Consider the following 17,636-nt stretch of genomic DNA (forward strand, 5'->3'; position numbering starts at 1 on the left):
TGCCGAGAAATTCGCGCTTACCGTTTTCCAGAAACGACACGACAACCGATATTGCATGATCCAGCGTTCGGTGAGAACGACCACCACGAGCACCTTCGGTATGATTTGGAGCGAGTTGAACAGTTCGAAGACTTGGTTGGACTTGTAGTAATTGATTGGGGAACAGGCACCCGAGCTTGGTCGCAGTGGCCAGCACGACAAGACAAACAAATTGTCGAAATTCGAGCTAAGCAACAAGATGAACGGTTCCCTGGGTTTTCAAGTTTTCAAACAACCATCGATGAAGTGGAATTTCTTCCCGAGGCTTGGCAAGGTGCTCTTTCCAGCGTTGGAGGAGTTTATCTACTTGTTTGCCCCACGAGCGGTGAACAATATGTCGGATCGGCATGTGGTGATGGTGGCTTTATGGGGCGTTGGAGAAGTTACGCCTCAAATGGACATGGTGGAAATCGACGTCTCCTGGCCCGAGAGAGATCCAACTATTCAGTGTCAATTCTGGAGGTAGCCTCCCCAGACATGTCTTCAAAGGAAATCATCCATCGAGAAAGTGCTTGGAAAAACAAGCTGGGAAGCAGATCCCACGGGCTTAATGCCAACTAGTTCAAGTGTCACTCTTCGTAGGAGGTATTGCAGTACGTGTGAAAGCCTTCGCGCAGGGCATGCCCACAATGAGCTCGTAGCAGACTTGCGGCGGTGCGGCATTCCGACTCAGGCTTGGATTGGTGCCTAATCGACACAAACGGCCCGAACTGGTCATTCACCCACTGGTTTGCTACTGCGATGCAATCCGTCGAAGCCGCCATTGGGAGCTTTCGCGAAGACGGGTGGCTGCCAGATGCCGGCAGTGTGGACAATGCGACCGAAGGCGACGCTGATCTGCCGCCTCAACACACCATCGCTAGGTACCATCAGCGGAACCAGAAGCAGAATGTTCCGTCACTTTAACGGCGGGCTCGAATAGCGAACCATGGATAACCTCTTGCACTAACTCGGGTAACGCGACTTCTACGTACGTCTGAGCCGCATTAATATCCGGCCATATCGCGTCTCCTTTTTCTCCTCCCATCAACGCATACCAATGCGTCGGGAAATACCTCGCTAACATTCCGAGTATATATGAAACCATGTAAGTTACCGATATTTGAGATAGAAGCATATCTTTAGAAAATCTCGACACTAGGTGAGGACTAGGATAGCCTCCCATAGTACGAATAACACGAGTATCTAATATTTGCGGAAAATAATCTCTGAATCCGGCATCGCTTATCTTGAGTATGGTTCTCATAGGGCTAGAGTCATAAGGGTCATCGTCTGGTAAAAGCTCATACCCAACACCTGAATATTCGACGCAAACAGGATGATCAGGAGCTCCGTGAACAGTAATTCTTGCGCCCGAGTCAGGAGAATAGACAAAACCCTTAAGTCTTATTCGCATTTGCCGTGGCTTGGTTGAACCGGCAAGGCTTATGTCGGGAAGGCGATTCAGAATGTCCCCCAGCGAGATTTCCTGCCCAAGCCGCTGTTCTTCATTACTAAAAGAAACTCGTACGAAATTATCATATACCTGAAGCACATTGTGATTGCGGGTGGCCAATTGGAGGTCAGAGAACAGCCCACTACATGTTCGTACACGCAGATTGCTGATCGATGCTAATGCAACAGGTAGATCGCCCGATAACGTCGCTGACCACGCCACTGTTTCTAATCCGTGGCCCTGCTTCAATCCCTCTTCCCCGGCATCCCTGCGATGCAACAGCGTCAACGAACGGCAAAGCGAGGCAACACCATAAAAAGCAAGAAGAGGCCGAACCGCGAAAGACGCAGCGGACGCGCTGTAAAAATACTCTCGTCCTTGTCGTGCGGAAGCGATAATTTCTTTCGCCCTTCGTGCGTTCAGTTTTCTTCCGTGAATTCGCTCAAACCAGCTACTGACGAAATCACGGCTCTCCAATTCAAGTAAGTTTTGCCAAACTTCCGCTTTCATTGAATCCCCTCGTCCAAAAAGACTAATTGGTCCCAGTGCGTGCTGGCGGGCACAAACGGTCCATTGCAATCATTCGCAAGGCGTGGGGGTAATGACCGTTTTTCGGTTTCGTACTTCAGAAGTTTGGACCGTTTAGTGTTTCCTTGAAACCAGACGTAAGACCCGCCTCGACGTGTTGAGATAATTGCGTGAATTGAAGAAATCTATAATCGGCGAAACTTTGTCTCTTCGCCTAGAGAAACACCGATCAAGAGAGTGTAACCGAGGTAGCGACAGGTCCTTTCCGATTGAAGCGTACCGTAAAGTTCACATTGGTACCGATCACAATATCTTCGAACTCTCCTTGGATGAGGTACGTTTTATGAGCAAAAATTTCGCGAGGATACCCACCTGACCGTATGAAGAACATGTGGCCAGATATACTTTGGACATAACCCGAGAACTGTGGAATACGTTTGGTGAAAACGGTCTCGCGTGTGGCCGCGCTCGACCGAAACGCGGGCGGAGCGTTCGAATCGATTTCTCCGAATAAGTCAGCGGCCTTAGTCATTTTTTCAATAGAAAACAGGAACTGCGCTAGTTCGAAACGCGCCTCGTAATTCGAGTCGCCTGGGGAGAAGGAACGACGAAGGTGGCTCTCTATCATTTGGTCATCACCGGATTGATTTTCGAGATGATACTTTGCGATTTCCGAATGAATTGCCTTGTCGTCGGGATTTGACGCCAACGCTTCATTCAACACCTGCAGGGCCTCTTCGCGCCCGCGTGACCGATAGATGCGCGACACTCGGATCGCCGCGCCCGAGCCCTTCGGGTTCAAACGAAGAGCTTTCTCCAACGCCCTAAGAGCACGTTCTTCCTGGTCCAGCTCATCTCGGAACCGAGCCTCAACTTGGACAAAGTCGGGATCATCCGGAAATTGCTGTAGTGCTAGACGGATGCGGTTCTCCGTCTCCTTGGCTTTGTCCGCGAAAAAAACGGCCTGATGCTCGGCCGGATCGTCGCCTAGCTCGCGGTTGAGCTCTGCAATCTCGTCCACAAGAAGCTTACATCTGCTTGATACCGCGAAGCGGTTTTGGCTCGACAACATATTCAAGCGCTCGCGAGCACGCCGACGCAACTGATCTTTAAGAAGTGAGGAGCCCGACTTTGTAGCCCGTATGCGGTCAATCTCAGCTTGGGTATGTATGACCGCAGTATTCTTGTCGTCAATCGCGTGTGCTTCATTCGCCCGCCGTTCAGCCTCTTCCAAAGAGCCACGTGGGTGATGCAGTTCGAAAAGTGCCCATTGCTGATATAAGAATGCCTGATTGGGCGCCACAGCGATCGCGGCTTCAAATATCCGACGCCCATGATCAGTTTCACCAAACGCCTCGGCCAATGACCGACCTTTTGTGATCTGTTCAAGTGCGTGGGAGTCCGACGTATATCCAAAATCTAGCCCGTTGATGAGCCTGACGAATTGGTCTGCCTTTTTTTCATCGGAAGGGCAGGCCTGTCGGAAAACGAGTTGGGCCACTCTGGCATGTCGTGTTCGATAGCTGTAGTCTTTGCTGTACTTGTCCTTTTGAGCCTGGACGATATTCTGCAAAGGAGAGAAGAACTTCTCCTGATAGTCCTCAAACGTGATTCCCGAAATTCGCGATATGGTCCCGGCCCTTGCACTCACCGAGAATTGATGCATCGTCGCGATATCCAAGTACAACTGTCGGGCATGCTCTGGACTGACCCTTTGATGCTCAAGTTTCAACACTTCCTCAAAAGGCTTACCCAAAGTCAATTGATGGAGAGCAACGAGAAGTTGTCGCTCTGCCACGTTTTCGAATAGCCGAATCTGTTCGTCCCGCGTCTCATTCGCCAACAACCCTAGGCACTGATGCTTCTGGAGCAGATCGATCAAACCGTCAATCTCCCTTCGAGAAAGATATCTCACCTTGATTTCGGGTCCAGGAAAGTTCTCTTCTAACGAGCCGCAATAGGTGTTCCAGTCGGCATTGCGTTCACCTCCAACGACTACGAGAGGTATCTTGAGCTCACTGGCGTGCCTCAGAAGAACCATCAGTCTGTCGACGTGAAGGGCGACGTCATCAATGAAGAGATAAATCGTTTTACCGGAGAGTTCGTAGAGTTCTGAGAAAACCTCAGGCCTAAGAGCACCCGTCGAATTGAACCACAACACCAAGGCGTTTGAAGCAGTCGCGGCTTCGAACGCAGACCGCTTCAACGCTACCGTCTTCCCCGATCCAGCAGGGCCTTTAACGCACAAGTAAACCGGGCCTGTGGGTGTTTCATTCTCCAGCAGCGCCGTGTAAAGAATGTCCTCCTCAACTCTGCGCCGGACATCAAAACGGTTCACTATCGCACCCCATCCAGTATCATAGCCGGAATAGAATTGCTCGGCAGTTTGCGCTTCGTAGGGCATTTCCGCGTGAATGAATGTCAGATCGGTTCGAAGCGACCTGTTCGTAGCATCTGATTCCAGAGTATGTGTTTTATAAAAACGTCGTATCGGGAAATCTGCTACGTCCGCCGCTTGGCTAAGTCGTCGAAATAATGGAGGCACTGCCTCGTCGAGAGCCCCTATGAAATCGCCAAAATACGATTTAACGAGCTCCACGTTTTTGGTGCCCCAAAACGCGACGTCTTCCGCCTCTGCGTTTGGGGTGACCATGTACCATCGCGGTCGTTTGCCAGGGCCGAGATTGTAAATGAGTTCGCGAATATGGGAATCATCGAGCCTGTAGCCGACGAAGATAAAGGTGTGCTCGTAAGCGAGATCTTGAAGCCGGAGGAAGAGCCGTTTGCGGTTTTTAGAATACGACGAGTAGACCTCACGCGAAAGAACTGGAGGAATATCTGAATCATGTAGTTGGTTCAGACATCCGTGAAGTTTGAGGTATGGTACGGGATCCGTCTCTTCTCGCAGTCGCTCGTCAATGGGTTCGTCGTCTTTGACAATTGGGACGATCTGCTGGATTCGATTGGGGACGTCTCGGTATGCCTGCGCCACGATAGTGTCGTAGTTAGTTGTCGCGATCGCGCGCCACGCGAATGTTGGGATAAGCTGATGCGCCACCTTAGGGACAAAGCCAGTAAATGCTTGGCGCACCTTTTCATAGACTTGCCCTGCCGAACCGCTCGCAGCAATAGCCATTTCAGCCACGGCCATGACGTCACGCTGCGGCATTTCCTTTTTGAAAAAATGCTCCGCCAAAATGTCACGCAATTGATTTGCGTCGGGAGGGGTCTGGTTTTCGGCGTTCCTAGCTTCTTTTGAAGCCCCTGCTCCGAGAAACAGAACGCACCTCTGGCCTTTAACAGCTTCAATCAATTGGCTTGATAGTTCCGGTAAAGTTTGCTTCGTGCCCATGGCTGCCCCTTGCCACCCGGATTGCGGTGTACCGAACCCAGTTCTATCGGAAAGCTGAAGTTGAATCTATCAACAACTTGAGGTTGTGCGGACAACAGAAGTTGGACATCGGCCTCAAACCGGTCATTCGTTACGATTGCAGCGATAGAACGCTTACCGCACTCTATAGACCTTCGCTCCCCCCCAACGAGAAGCAGCTTTGCAGGTTGGGCCAAAATCGAGCAAACGACAGACTTGGGGTAATTGTGCTGACAAGCTGTTTATGTGCTTCGTACAACCAGTTTGAACTGGAGTCCGCGTCTGCTGACGAAGATTGCGACCGCCATATTAACCTGGTGTCCCGAAATAGTCCCGAACAGAAGGGTTTCGGCGAGGTCGAATGGTGATTTTCGTGAGAATTTTCAGGGCTCTACGAATTTCGGCAAAGAAACTCCCAAACCAGATGCGCTACCAGGCTGCGCTATACCCCGATCCGTTGATTTGCTTGGGTTTATAGCTCTGACTGAGGCCAGTCAAGCTAGAACAAAACATGAAAATCTCACCTTTGTGGACAAGATGGGACAAGCGAGTCCCGAAATAGTCCCGAAATATGTTCATGACTTGTTCACAGCTCTCCTATTCGTCAATCGCTTCAGGCGCATGATTTCCGTCGGGCAAGGTCTGAACCGATAGGTCTAGGCTCAGTAGCTACTCCTCCAAAGACAGAAATGGGCTCAGAAATCTACGAAATTTCTCCCGCCGACACTGGACCTTTTAGGCGATCCAGATTTGAGCGGCCAATCAGATTTGGGTCTTGCTATCAACTGTTAGCACCCCAATCGCTAGCCTCAAATGGCGGGCTGTAGGTTTAGTCAATCACTACGCAAATTGATATGGCGACCACTGTATCGACACTAAAAAGTAGTTGAGCGCCAAAGGCTAAGCGTCAGTTGTAAACCCTCTACACAAGTGGCCAGGTGCTATCGCTGCGGCCTAATCTCGGTTGGAGCATTAGGGAAGAGTGCTAGTAGTACGAGATTTTTTTGCCTCCCCAGGGTAAACTTCCGTTGCGGCAGTCAATTTTATGTTGTAAAATTTACTTTCGTTTATTGATGCGGGTGACGAATGGTCTAGAGGAAGATTTTTATGCACGTTTTGAAGATCGCATTGTGTTTTTTTATAACACTTACTTGCTTAACCGCCAACATGACGATTTCACGCGCTGTTGAAGCGCCTAGTTATATTTTCGCACAAATGCTCGGCATCCGCTGCAGTGTTCCAAATTGGGGGATCTGCGTTCTCCAACAACCTGCGCCCATCCAAAGTCCTTGCTCGTGTGGCCAATATCAAGGCACCGTAATCTTCTAGGAGAAGGATATGGTCAGGTTTCCAATAGGGCTCCGTTTTTCTGTATTCGGGTTCCTACTTAGCCTATCTGCGCTAAGCGCTCTTTCAAACGCAATCGCCCAAAACGATGTGTCATCGGATGCCAACCGGCGCGTGCCGCGAATAGTGGCTGACCCAAACTGCGACTCAGGACAGCGAGTCCACTACACATTGTTCGACTCCGCCGGCAGACGGATTGGTCAAGAAGTCGGTGAGTGCACGCGGCCAGTTCAGAATGGACGAGACTAGGGAGCGAGGCATTGGGGGAAAACGAAGAAGAACCGCCGCAGGCGAGCAAAATGAGGCTGAAGGCATTTCTCGCTAGTGTATTCCTAATCGGAGGAAAAACTGCCCGTTTCATCTACTTGTCGATGCCAATTCTATTCGTTGCACTCGCTACGGCATTGTGGCTCGTAGATTTCGAGCCAAGTAGACTTTATGGACTATTAAAAAAGCCTTCTGGAAAAATATATGTTAGCAGTCCTGGGGTGTATACTCGCGAGAGGCTTGTAAATGATCGCAATGATCAGGACTTCTGGTTACGCGCTCAACTCGCGTTACTGGATTCAAAACCTGTTGAACCGTCTCGGCGTTTGGATACCACAAGTCAGTTCTCTCTTTCCTCTCAAAAAACACACAAATCTAATGATGGCGACGGAGGGCAATTACCTCTTTCGAGCCGGGAGGCGAATCCGGATTCGCTCGGCCCAGGACTAGACCCGATGTTCATAGATAAGGGGGCCCCAAGTGTAAGCGACCGGTCAAATGGGGTTGTAGATCATCCAGAACTCTCCTTTCTCAAGGGCCACATTGTCCGGGCTGCGGCACGCGACGTGATACGACAGAGCATCCTGGAGAACCTGCTGGACGACAGGCATGATCTTACCGGCAACTCGGTCTATGGTCTGAAGTTCGATACGACAGTTTTCCCTGGACGCTTCGCAGAAGGTAAAGCCTTTGTAAGACTATCAATAAAGACCAACGCTGACGTTTCAACCCCGCAGGATGTGGAGGAGGCAGAGGATCAAGATCCTGCTTTCGCTTCGCTGCCAAAGCATCTCCGTGACTACTTCAAAAGCTCACTCGCCGACATTATAGCGGATCCAGAAAACCCAAATCATGTTTCCCTTCGTCTATATAACGAGTGGCTCTCAAATCTTGAATGGCGACTTAACGCTCAAATGGCAGAACGTACGCAAGGAATGCGTGCCAACTCGTGCAGTCTACAGGATTGGAGTCAGTTTTTATTAGAGAGTGTCGCAACAATAATTGCGACTGAACAGGTCTCTATACCATCACCTGCGCCCACCACAGAAGACACCATACAAACTGCATTTAGTCTTAAGCTTTCGAAGCCATGGGCAGACCTTATAACCATTAATGTAAATAATCAAAAAGACACCTGTGTTCCTCCGCGCTTCAGTGTTTCAGCAGTAGAGGACCAGATTTACATTGGACCGCGGAGCGCCGAGGAAATTCCGGAAAGCTTCTTCCTAGTCGATTGGGTTGGGAGTTCCGACGCTGTCTTCTCTGACGTAGGACCAATTAGAAGCAAGGACGCAAAGCTCATCTTGGAAGCCTTACCGCGCTATCGGCGAGTGGCGCCTGTGTCGGCTTATGTTAGATCGATCCGGAAGCTTCAAAGGCATCACGATTACAAAAACATGGAATTTTACATGTTACCGTCGGGCTACTTCAATTTCATAGAAAAGGTGCTCAGTCTTGACATGTACGCCTACTCGCTTTTTCCGCGAATGGAAACAGAGGCGCTACTTAGTACACGGACAGGTAGCTTCGAAGGAAAGTTGCCTTCTAGGGCGTTTGAATTTGGCATATCACTCACTAAACGAACCGGATCGGCTTCGCTCGAGCCCCTAGCGGCCGGCTTTACGGACTCGCGACCAAAAGAAAGTTCAGACCGAAGAGCTATAAACCTTGGGTGGGTGGTCGCCGTATCACCAGGTGGAGCTCCGTTTCAAAAATCACAATTTGCCTTGATCTCTGTTCCGGCGTGGACAAGCAAACTCAATATCACAGTAGAAACTGGCTGGTTGGACGAAAACGCTGACGAAGTATCGTCAAATCCTATCTATTCGTTGGAGGTTCCGATCCCGCCAGATTATGAAGCTTTCGATGCGTTCATTAGCGGGGATGAAGCCGCGAGGCGACCACAGATAAGCTCAACCTTCGCTAGTGTTGATGTAATTGCTTGCCGACCCGCAGCGATTCTCATACCTGGTGTGCGCTTGTGGCGCAGTTCAATGGTCACAATTGGCTCCCAAAAAGCTAATCGAATTACAGTTCTGCCAAACATGCGCGGGATCATTGCTGATTTTAATAGAATCCACAAACCAACTCAGGCTGGGTTTACTACATTAAGTGTTTGGACCAGTGAAGGGGTCGACATCCGCAAAAAAGGTGTGAACGTATTGCTGCCTGAAGAACCCGCAGAATGCGGATTACCTTCGACGTCCCAATCTAGTAACCCAAAGACCCAGTCTGATCCGCTAGCGGTCCAAGCTAGTGGAGTGACCGAAAAATCCTCGATGTCGGGTGGGGCGAGATATGGCAATTAACAGGAAGTTCTTCTACGATTTCTGTAGGCTTAACTTATTCGATGGCCGTTTGAGCCGTCCGCAGGTCGAAGGACTTGAGTTAATACTCAATATTTGGGAGCCTCATCACTCAGCGTTGGATGACAGGTGGCTTGCCTATATTCTTGGAACGGCTCACCATGAGACAGGGCGTACAATGCAGCCTGTACGTGAGACGTTTGCTAATACAGACGAGCAGGCGATCCGCACACTGGAACGGGCTTGGAAAATGGGGCGCCTACCGTGGGTCAGTGAGCCATATTGGATCAGGGATGCCGATGGAAAATGTTGGATTGGAAGGGGGTTTGTTCAACTTACACACAAGACAAATTATGCTAAAATGAGCCACCGCTTAAAGATTGACCTTATCACCAATCCAGACGTTGCGATGCAGCCGCAGATTGCCGCAAATATCCTTGTCAGAGGCATGATTGAGGGAGCGTTCACGGGACGTAACCTCGGTCGCTACTTCGCCCCGCAGAAGGATGACTGGCGCAACGCAAGACGAATTGTTAACGGGTTAGACAAGGCCGAATTAGTTGCTAGCTATGCTAGAAAGTACTACTCTGCACTAAGTTACACTATCTAGTAATTGCATCGGTAATTTATAGCGCATGACCTGCTCCCCTGAAAGTTCCGCGTTTTGAAGTTAGTCTGTTTCCAATTGAAGGATACAGACGATGAAGCGATCCAGGTTCTCCGAAGAACAGATCATCGGCATTTTGAAAGAGCATCAAGCTGGCCTGACGGCAGCCGAACTGTGCCGCAAATACGGCGTCAGCGATGCGACCTTTTACAAGTGGCGCTCGAAGTACGGGGGCATGGAGGTGTCCGAGGCCAAACGGCTGAAGACCCTTGAAGAAGAGAATGCAAAACTGAAGAAGCTTCTCGCGGAGTCGGTGATGGATGTGTCGACGCTTCGCGAGATGCTTAGAAAAAACTTCTGACGCCTGGCTCAAGGAGAAATGCCGTGAGCTGGGCAATCGAAACCAAGGGATATTCGCAATGACGGGCCTGTGGTCTGGTCTGCATTGATCCGCGTGTCTACCGGTATCGGTCGACCAGATCCGATGATGCCAGCTTGCGCCAGAGGCTGAAGGAACTGGCCTCAGAGCGCAGGCGCTTTGGCTATCGCCTGCACATCCTGCTGAAGCGTGAAGGCATCGAGGCCAACTGGAAAAAGGTCTACCGGATCTACAGGGAAGAGCGTCTCACGGTGCGCAAGCGCGGCGGCCGGAAACGAGCTCTGGGAACGCGAGCACCGATGGCTGTGCCGCAAGCCGCCAATCAACGCTTGTCTCTCGACTTCATCTCCGATGCTCTGCTTGATGGTCGCCGGTTCCGTATCCTGTGTGTCATTGATGACTTCAGCCGCGAATGTCTGGCAACCGTGGTCGACAACTCGATCTCCGGAGCCCGGGACGCTCGGGAACTGGATGGGATCGCGGAACGCCGGGGTCGCTATCCGTTGATGGTGGTCAGCGACAACGGTACCGAGCTGACGTCAAACGCCATGCTCAAATGGCAGCAAGATCGTAGCGTAGAATGGCACTACATCGCCCCAGGCAAACCTATGCAAAACGGCTTTGTCGAGAGCTTCAATGGACGCTTGAGAGATGAGTGCGTCAACGAGCATCTGTTCCGCAGCTACCGACATGCCCGGGACATCATTGAAAATTGGAGGATCGACTACAATCTGAACCGACCGCATACGAGCCTCGACGGGCTCACCCCATACGAATTCGCAACCCAGTCCATAACGGTCCACAACGTGAACAGAGCTAACTTATAAACGCGGACAATCGGGGGAGCAGGTCACTGTCGGTCGCCAGTCTGGCCGCCTCATCGGTCAACGCATATAATTCATGTTTTTAGAAATTTCGGGCAGGCTGGAATAGGTGCAATTCGGTTTCATTTCAGCTGCATGGACGGGCTGCTGACCTTGTCTCCGGCCGAGATATCGAGTTTTTCCGCCAGACCGGCGTTTATTTCGAACACGTACTTCGCCGGACCAAGCGAGGGAATGACGTCTTCGGAAAAAGGCGTGGTGTTGTCGGCGATGCTGACGATGGAACCCTTTGCGTCAATGAAAATGATGTCGAGCGGCAGGGGCGTGTTTTTCATCCAGAAGTAACGGTCGCCCTCCCCTTCGAAGAGGAACAGCATGCCGCGTTCCGCCGGCATCTCTTTGCGGAACATCAATCCCATCGACCGTTGCCGGTCCGTTGCCGCAACCTCCGCCTTGAACTGGTGTTCCTTGTCTCCAGACCGAATGACGAGGTCTTCCACCGGCAGGTTCAACTGCGGGTCCTGTGCCAGCGCCTGTCCTGGCGAACCCGCGAGCGAAATCCAGAGTGTTGCAGCAAAAAGCGAGAGGCACAGAAAGAAAGGACGCATTCTGAAAACTTCCTGAAAGACCCGGCAGAACCGGTTTGGGAAACTGGCAGTCAAGGGCAAGACCGGAATAACACTTCCCGTTTGCCAAAGAAGATTGCCTGAAGGTCGACAAACAAAAAGGCCGGAACATGTCCGGCCAAGTCAATGTGCAGAATGACGGAAAGTGGGGTCAGTGAGAGGCAGGTATGTGGGTGCCTGTCCCGACCGGACGAATTTCAGCGGCCATGCGGCCTTTCGGGCCTTCGCCGAAGCGCACCAGCACATCCTGGCCGGGACGCAATTCAGTGATGCCGAAACGTCGCAGCGTCTCCATGTGAATGAAGATGTCTTCTGAACCTTCACCCTGGGTCAGAAACCCGAAACCCTTGACGCGGTTGAACCATTTGACGGTCGCTTTTTCAAAACCGCTTTCGGGGACAACCTGAACATGGGTGCGCGACGGTGGCAGCTGCGACGGGTGGGTCGCTGTGCTTTCGTCCATCGACAGGATGCGGAAGGCCTGAAGACCGCGCGGCCGGTCGAGTACTTCGCAAACAACCCGCGCGCCTTCATAAGCAGTCTGGTACCCGTCTCGCCTGAGGCAGGTGACGTGCAAAAGGATATCACCGTCGCCGTCGTCCGGGACGATGAAGCCATATCCTTTCCCGACGTCGAACCACTTAATCGTTCCGGCAATCTCGAGAACATCAACGGCGACTTCGTCCGTCAATGTTTCGAGTGCGCGGGGCTCCCGTGCGGTTTTAACCCCCATAGCCTTTTGTCCCGTCTCTGGTCCGCATCATTAAGCTGAAGGCAAAATTCGACTCACCAGCCAGCTGATTCCTAACAAAAGGATAACATTGTGCTTTCTGGCGAGAAGGGAAATTGTCGGACTAACCACAGACCATTTACGGAAATCAGGCCGGTTATTCGCCAAATCTCGCAAATGTTTGAGCTAAAGGTGTTCGAATGACTGTTGACGCGTAAGAATCGAGCGGCGTTTCCTGGCCGTTTAGAATCACCAGTTCAGCACCGCCACGAACAGCGATGGCCGGCAGTTGTGCGGCTGGATGCACAACAAGTGACGAGCCCAACACCAGAAATATATCGCAAGCAGCAGCAGCCTCCGCTGCCCGCTCCAGTTCCAATTCCGGCATCTGCTGCCCGAAACTTATGACCGCCGCCTTCAACAGTCCGTTGCAATCTGAACATCTCGGACTTTGCCCGGCGTCAACAATCGGCCTCTGAGCTTCCAGTTCAGCCCGCGCCCCGCAGGAAAGACAGGTTGCGAATGTTGAATTGCCATGGATCTCGACAAGCTGGTGTTCCGGAAACCCAGCTCGCTGGTGCAGGCCATCGACATTTTGTGTGATGAGGCAATGAAGCTTGCCGGCCTGCGCCAGGCTCGTCATGGCCAGATGTGCTGCATTCGGCTCCGCTCTTGCGAAATAGTCCATCATTTCGAACCGGCGGTCCCAGTCTTCCAGGCGACTATCCTCATCGGCGACAAAGTCCTGGTATTGAACAGGCTGACGTTTGGACCATATCCCGCCAGGTGAACGGAAATCCGGAATTCCGGAGTCCGTCGATATCCCCGCCCCGGTCAGGGCAACGATCTGCCGGTAGGAACCTTCCTTGAACTGTGCCACAAAGCGCTGAGCTTCGGGCAAGGTATCAATGCACTTCATCGGCCGGTCCGGTGCCCGTTTGGAAAGTCCCTCGATTGAGGAAAAGGATAGGACATGCGTTATTTGCACACGATGGTCCGCGTGACCAACATTGAAGACTCACTTGATTTTTATTGCAACAAGATGGGCATGACGGAAGTCCGTCGCTACGAAAACGAAAAAGGCCGGTTCACGCTGATCTTCCTCGCCGGATCCGATGATGTCGAAGCCGGAAAGGCAAACGCCGCGCCGCTTCTGGAGCTGACCTACAATTGGGATCCGGAAACCTACACCGGCGGCCGCAACTTCGGCCATCTCGCCTATGAGGTCGATAACATCTACGAATTCTGCGAGAACCTGCAGAACAAAGGTGTCACCATCAACCGTCCTCCACGTGACGGCCGCATGGCCTTCGTCCGTTCGCCGGACAACATCTCCTTCGAGCTGCTTCAAAAGGGTGAAGCGCTTGAAATCAAAGAACCCTGGGCCTCCATGCCCAATACCGGCGAATGGTAAAACCGGACAGTTTTCAACAGGCGCAGGCCCGGGATTCCGGGCTTGCAAAAAATTGTCGCAAAGGCTCTTGCGGGCTGCTCCAATCCCGCCTATAAGCCTCCCCACGACGCAGCCGCGTCGACCGCGCGCCCATCGTCTAGCGGTCTAGGACGCCGCCCTTTCACGGCGGAAACACGGGTTCGAGTCCCGTTGGGCGTGCCAACTTCTTCCCTTCCGGTTCAGAAGCAGGCACCTGGCATTGGCGTAAGCTACTGGTCAAAGTGCACCTGGCGATACGTAACTGCCTTTTATATCCAGGGCAGGTTCGTCCTTGCGGAACAATGTCCGCCCCGGAAATTCCTTCTTGTAGAATGCTTCGATATCTGCGGCTGCAGGGCCGGCATACTCTATCCGTCCGCTCGGGAAGAATATGTCCAGGTCGTCATCCTTGTGCTCCGTCGCATAGGTTTCCTGCGATCCGTGCAAGACCATGGCAATGCCGAGCCGGTTGTTGACGAAATGCTGCACGTCAAAAAACTTTGGCGAGCGCGTGTGCTTCTGACCCAGGCGATCCTCTCTGACGCGGATCAGCTGGTCAGGAGCGTCCATATCGACGATGCCGTAGAGATCGAAGTCTCCGTGCACACACTTGGCCGCGGTGATAAGCGAACTGAACGAGAACTTCACACAGCCGAAATAGGGGTCTTCTGGATTGCGTTCGACGAAATAAACGCCACCACGCGGAATATAAGTCAGTTTCCGTTGCTGTTCGAAGGTTGCCATTTCCGGTCGCAACTGTTTTTGAAATTCCCCCCATTCCTCGATCACCTTTGCCATCTTGCTCGCCTTGAAGGCCTTTTCGCCAACGATTTTTGGATCGACTACCAGGCCCGCAAAGTTCTTGCGCTGCGCGTCCGGACACTTGCTTCCGACGGGCTTAACATCGAAATCCGCAGTCTTTGCCTTGCAATCCAGACGCTTGGGCGTGGCGTAGGGTTCGCCAACGTGCTCAAGGGATGCTGTGTTTGTCCGTCGTACCAGAATCGCAACGTTGTAGAGCCGGGCTGCGGACTGAAATACGCCGACATGCTTGGCTCTCATATGTTTGAGAATATCTGCTCTTCCGGCCATAATGTGTTCTCCGCTGAGTGCAGGCTTCAACCGGGCCTGCGAAAACGCGCATTTGCAATGAAACCAGATTACCAGACAGTCTCCCAAACTCGGTGATTCAAGTCACAAAGCGTTTTTTCAGGTCGAAAAACCCGGTCCGTTTTCAAGTTGTGGCCGGCAAAAAACCCACTACTACCTTCCCTAACGTCCTTTCGTGTTAACGTAACTCGAAAAATGGCAGCAACTGTCTGTTGAAAAGTGGTTTTTAAAAAAAGGATTGGCTATAGTCTGCAACTGATTTTAGTGGGGTCATCAACGGACCGTTGCGGTCCGGATTCAGTTGGTTGCAGGGACAGCTTCTTCTATTTGACGTTCCTGTGACGCGTATTACAGAAACATAGTGCCATCCGGGGTACCTGTTCCTCTCAAGAGGACAAAGACCTCGTGTAAAGATCGGTTCAACCGACAGGCAACCATGATCTACGAGAGGACAGGATATGTTCAAACGAATGATCGCCGTGCTGGCAATAATTCTCGCAGGGACGGCTCCGGCACTGGCTAAGCGCGTTGCCCTCGTACTCGGCAACGGCGCTTACGAGCACACAGTACAACTTCCTAATCCGGCAAATGACGCCGAGCAGATGGCCGCCAAACTCAAGGCCCTCGGCTTCGAAGTCGTCGCCGGCCAGGACCAGACTTATGGCGAAATGCGCAGATCCGTCATGGATTTTGCGAAAAAGGCATATGGCGCGGATATCGCCATTCTCTTCTACGCCGGCCACGGCCTTCAGGTCGCCGGTCAGAATCACCTGGTACCTATCGACGCCACGATCGAGGATGAAACCTCGCTCGACTTCGAAACCATTACCGTCGATTTCATCATGCGCCAGATGTCCAAGGACGTGAAGGTACAGATGGTGTTCCTGGATGCCTGCCGCGACAATCCGCTGGCCCGCACCCTCGCACGCCGCATGGGACCGAGCCGCTCCGGCAGCATTGGTGCAGGTCTTGCTGAAATCAAGATTCAGGAAACCGGCGGAGAAGGCTCCGTGATCGCATTCGCGACCAGCCCGGGAGATGTTGCCCTGGACGGCGACGGTGCGAACTCGCCCTTCACCTCTGCGTTGATCAGACATATCGACACGCCGAACGCTTCCATCCAGACCGTCATGACTCGCGTTACCGGTGAAGTCTATGAAGAGACGGAAAAGAAGCAGCGCCCGTGGGTGAATGCATCTCTGATCGGCGAAGTGTTCCTGAACAAGCAGGCCGCACCGGCCGCGACGACCACTGTTGCCTCCCTTGGCGACACCGCGACGTCCGCTCCGCAGCAGTCGGTTGTCAACAATGCAGCAACGACCTCCCCCAGCCAGTCGGCAATTGCATGGGAACGTGAGAAGCTCATCTGGGAAACCGCCAAGTCCAGCAACACCGTTGCTGACTACAAGGCTTACCTGGATGCCTACCCGTCAGGCCTCTTCGCGGACTTTGCGCGCAATTCCATCAAGCGGCTCGAAGCCGGCAGCCAGGTTGCTTCGGTCAATCCGACCGTCGTCCCGGGTGCAGCAACGGCTCCTGCCGCCAGCACCACGGGTGTTGTGGCGACCCTGCCGGACCCGCAAAAGGCCGTTCCGGGTAATGAGGCAACCGAAGCTTCACTCGGCTGGAACCGTACTGCCCGCCGCGAAGTTCAGACCCGTCTGAACCTGGCTGGTCAGGATGTCGGCCGCCCGGATGGTGCCTTCGGTCCGAAGACCCGCGCCGGTGTGAGTGCATGGCAGGCTGCCAACGGCATCGTCGCCACGGGTTACTTCACCGCCGCCCAATACGCCTTGCTGACTGCACAGACGGCGACGCAGTATTCGGTCTACCAGGCTGAAGTGAACCGCAAGCAGCAGGCTGCCGCGAGCGCCTCTCGCAGTGCGACTTCCACGCGCCGCACCAACAACACCACCACTCACCGTGCGAACAACAACAACAACAACGGTGGTAACTTCAACCCGGCTGGAGCCGCTTTCATCGGTGGCGTTGTGGGTGGCATCATCGGCGGTGCAATCGGTCGCTGATCAACCGACCTGTAGTCACATGTCAAACCAGAACGGTCCGGTCTTGAAAACCGGGCCGTTTTTGTAGCCACAGATGGGGTTTTGCGTACGAACGGTTCGTTTGCATTGCAGTAACGCCTTGTGTTCCTGTCAATCGAGATGCAGCCGGACGCTTGTCAGCTTTGAGGTTCGGGCTTCGTCCAAAATCCGCACGACCTGCTGAAAATCGGTTCCCTTGTCAGGCAAAAGAACAGCATCCCTGGCACCAGCTTCTGCCAACCGGTTCAGTTCCTCTGCGAATCCCGCAAGTGGTAGTGCATTCCCGTTGACAGTCACGGCAGACAGATCTTCACCGGGAACAGACTTCACGACGATCAGGACAGCGGGAACGCTGGCGTTCGATTGTGCCTCTGCCCCCCCTGCCGGCGCACCACCACCAAGCGCAACTTCCAGCGGCCGCCAGACACCAAATGTGGAAGACAAAAGAAAGAACATGATCAGAATGAAGATCACATCGATCAGAGGTGTCAGCGGAATGCGCTTTCGCCTTGCAAGCGGTGTTTCGATGGAGATCATGGCTCAGGCCATCCCGGGTCTTCAGGTCATTCCGAAAATCGAGTTTCGCCGAAA

At 52.7% G+C, this 17,636-nt stretch carries 12 protein-coding genes, 1 tRNA gene and 1 pseudogene; 7 read left to right on the top strand and 7 right to left on the bottom strand.

What is annotated here, in order from left to right; genetic code table 11:
- On the top strand, positions 1-600 hold a 600-nt coding region (locus Q666_RS65970; protein ID WP_161633297.1), incomplete at its 5' end, for a GIY-YIG nuclease family protein.
- 298 nt (positions 601-898) lie between these two features.
- Here the strand turns inward: Q666_RS65970 and Q666_RS65570 are convergent.
- Positions 899-1,984 (bottom strand): YaaC family protein, encoded by a 1,086-nt coding sequence (locus Q666_RS65570; RefSeq protein WP_081713297.1) that lies wholly within the window; start codon positions 1,982-1,984, stop codon positions 899-901.
- 247 nt (positions 1,985-2,231) lie between these two features.
- Positions 2,232-5,354: an SIR2 family protein gene (locus Q666_RS52215; protein ID WP_022999338.1), complete on the bottom strand. Its 3,123-nt coding sequence runs from the start codon at positions 5,352-5,354 to the stop codon at positions 2,232-2,234.
- A 1,625-nt stretch (positions 5,355-6,979) separates the two neighbouring features.
- Here Q666_RS52215 and Q666_RS52220 point away from each other — a divergent pair.
- The 3 genes and pseudogenes from Q666_RS52220 (at position 6,980) to Q666_RS52235 (ending at position 11,105) form a co-directional block, all read left to right on the top strand.
- Positions 6,980-9,295 (top strand): hypothetical protein, encoded by a 2,316-nt coding sequence (locus Q666_RS52220; protein ID WP_152533377.1) that lies wholly within the window; start codon positions 6,980-6,982, stop codon positions 9,293-9,295.
- The gene (locus Q666_RS52225; RefSeq protein WP_022999340.1) at positions 9,285-9,902 is read left to right on the top strand and encodes a hypothetical protein; all 618 of its coding nucleotides are present in this window, start codon (positions 9,285-9,287) and stop codon (positions 9,900-9,902) included. The genes Q666_RS52220 and Q666_RS52225 overlap by 11 nt, the downstream gene beginning before the upstream one ends.
- Positions 9,903-9,993: 91 nt before the next feature.
- Positions 9,994-11,105 (top strand): annotated as a pseudogene (locus Q666_RS52235) (IS3 family transposase).
- Positions 11,106-11,224: 119 nt separating this feature from the next.
- Here the strand turns inward: Q666_RS52235 and Q666_RS52240 are convergent.
- The 3 genes from Q666_RS52240 to Q666_RS52250 form a co-directional block, all read right to left on the bottom strand.
- Positions 11,225-11,710 carry a DUF192 domain-containing protein gene (locus Q666_RS52240; protein WP_022999343.1) on the bottom strand — a complete coding sequence of 162 codons (486 nt, stop codon included), beginning with the start codon at positions 11,708-11,710 and terminating at the stop codon, positions 11,225-11,227.
- 169 nt (positions 11,711-11,879) lie between these two features.
- Positions 11,880-12,461, bottom strand: a complete 582-nt coding sequence (locus Q666_RS52245) for a cold-shock protein (protein WP_022999344.1) — start codon at positions 12,459-12,461, stop codon at positions 11,880-11,882.
- A gap of 154 nt (positions 12,462-12,615) precedes the next feature.
- Positions 12,616-13,377 carry a Sir2 family NAD-dependent protein deacetylase gene (locus Q666_RS52250; RefSeq protein ID WP_022999345.1) on the bottom strand — a complete coding sequence of 254 codons (762 nt, stop codon included), beginning with the start codon at positions 13,375-13,377 and terminating at the stop codon, positions 12,616-12,618.
- A gap of 54 nt (positions 13,378-13,431) precedes the next feature.
- Here Q666_RS52250 and Q666_RS52255 point away from each other — a divergent pair, with 54 nt between their 5' ends.
- A complete protein-coding gene (locus Q666_RS52255; RefSeq protein WP_022999346.1) occupies positions 13,432-13,872 on the top strand; it encodes a VOC family protein in 441 nt (146 codons plus the stop codon).
- 125 nt (positions 13,873-13,997) lie between these two features.
- A tRNA-Glu gene (locus Q666_RS52260) sits at positions 13,998-14,073 on the top strand.
- Positions 14,074-14,127: 54 nt separating this feature from the next.
- Here the strand turns inward: Q666_RS52260 and Q666_RS52265 are convergent.
- On the bottom strand, positions 14,128-14,982 hold the full coding sequence (locus Q666_RS52265) for a hypothetical protein (RefSeq protein WP_152533378.1): 855 nt from the start codon (positions 14,980-14,982) through the stop codon (positions 14,128-14,130).
- Positions 14,983-15,458: 476 nt separating this feature from the next.
- On the opposite strand from Q666_RS52265, the gene Q666_RS52270 reads away from it, so the two are divergent.
- Positions 15,459-17,027, top strand: a complete 1,569-nt coding sequence (locus tag Q666_RS52270) for a caspase family protein (protein ID WP_031268767.1) — start codon at positions 15,459-15,461, stop codon at positions 17,025-17,027.
- Positions 17,028-17,156: 129 nt separating this feature from the next.
- Here the strand turns inward: Q666_RS52270 and Q666_RS0133465 are convergent, their stop codons facing one another.
- The gene (locus tag Q666_RS0133465) at positions 17,157-17,582 is read right to left on the bottom strand and encodes a biopolymer transporter ExbD (protein ID WP_022999349.1); all 426 of its coding nucleotides are present in this window, start codon (positions 17,580-17,582) and stop codon (positions 17,157-17,159) included.
- Between the last annotated feature and the right edge of the window lie 54 nt (positions 17,583-17,636).

It is taken from the genome of Labrenzia sp. C1B70 (genome assembly GCF_000475395.1).
Lineage (GTDB): Bacteria > Pseudomonadota > Alphaproteobacteria > Rhizobiales > Stappiaceae > Roseibium > Roseibium algicola.

Bases quoted from the DNA above. Each gene is read 5' to 3' on its own strand.
- Q666_RS65570 (WP_081713297.1), bottom strand. From the start codon at position 1,984: ATGAAAGCGGAAGTTTGGCAAAACTTACTTGAATTGGAGAGCCGTGAT.
- Q666_RS52215 (WP_022999338.1), bottom strand. From the start codon at position 5,354: ATGGGCACGAAGCAAACTTTACCGGAACTATCAAGCCAATTGATTGAA.
- Q666_RS52225 (WP_022999340.1), top strand. From the start codon at position 9,285: ATGGCAATTAACAGGAAGTTCTTCTACGATTTCTGTAGGCTTAACTTA.
- Q666_RS52240 (WP_022999343.1), bottom strand. From the start codon at position 11,710: ATGCGTCCTTTCTTTCTGTGCCTCTCGCTTTTTGCTGCAACACTCTGG.
- Q666_RS52245 (WP_022999344.1), bottom strand. From the start codon at position 12,461: ATGGGGGTTAAAACCGCACGGGAGCCCCGCGCACTCGAAACATTGACG.
- Q666_RS52250 (WP_022999345.1), bottom strand. From the start codon at position 13,377: ATGAAGTGCATTGATACCTTGCCCGAAGCTCAGCGCTTTGTGGCACAG.
- Q666_RS52255 (WP_022999346.1), top strand. From the start codon at position 13,432: ATGCGTTATTTGCACACGATGGTCCGCGTGACCAACATTGAAGACTCA.
- Q666_RS52265 (WP_152533378.1), bottom strand. From the start codon at position 14,982: ATGGCCGGAAGAGCAGATATTCTCAAACATATGAGAGCCAAGCATGTC.
- Q666_RS52270 (WP_031268767.1), top strand. From the start codon at position 15,459: ATGTTCAAACGAATGATCGCCGTGCTGGCAATAATTCTCGCAGGGACG.
- Q666_RS0133465 (WP_022999349.1), bottom strand. From the start codon at position 17,582: ATGATCTCCATCGAAACACCGCTTGCAAGGCGAAAGCGCATTCCGCTG.